Annotated in this window: 1 protein-coding gene; it reads right to left on the reverse strand. The window is 31.3% G+C overall.

Features of this window, described 5'->3' with window-relative positions; all coding sequences use genetic code 11:
* Positions 1-442, reverse strand: a 442-nt coding sequence (locus tag E1171_RS00505; RefSeq protein ID WP_155203053.1) for a PAS domain-containing protein, incomplete at its 3' end; no start/stop codon positions are given.
* Between the last annotated feature and the right edge of the window lie 314 nt (positions 443-756).

A 756-nucleotide genomic window follows, 5' to 3' on the forward strand; every position in this document is an offset into this window, starting at 1 on the left:
AAAATTTTCCATCCTTATCAATACGAGAAGTGACATCCGGGGAAGATTCCACAAAGTCCTGAAAGTTATGCTCCAGATTTTTTAAATGATTTATATCTCTCCAGCATGTAGCATAATGAATTGTTGTGCCTTCTTCTTTTAGGGGAGTAAAAGTTATTTCTGCCCAAAATTTTTTCCTTTTTAAGGTTTGGCAGAAATACTCAAATCGTAAGTTTTTTCCCTTGACCACTTCCTGCTTTATTCTACTCCATTTTTGAGTGGAGGATTTCTCATCAGGCTGTAATAGAGGAGCCAAATTTTTAACAGAAATATTTAAAAGCTCATTTTTATCTTTAGCTTCAAAAAACTCAATGGCAGCCACATTACAAAAAGAGATCGTATTATTTTTAAGAATCAAAATAGCATCGGTAAATTCTTCATATAAATGCTCAAAATTGATCATTAAATTGGAAAATAGGGTAAGAAGGCAACCCAACAAAAATAGCCTTTTGTATAGCTTTAACTATTCTTTCAACCTTCGACCTTTAACTTTGTTTGATGGAAGTTAACTAAGAAGTGTCATTTGTAAGGAGGCAAGGTTTTTTGCACCTACTTCTTTAGGCTAATGTTTATCCTTCACAGAAATAATTAAAAAATTTAATATAAGGAGTATATAAAGTGAGGAGTTCCTGTTTGTGTACAGATTAATAATAAAGCAGTCAACATTCTTAAGGCTTTTTTTAACCTTTCATTACTTTAATAATAAAAAGAAAACAG

The organism is Xanthovirga aplysinae (assembly GCF_009711365.1).
Classification (GTDB): domain Bacteria; phylum Bacteroidota; class Bacteroidia; order Cytophagales; family Cyclobacteriaceae; genus Xanthovirga; species Xanthovirga aplysinae.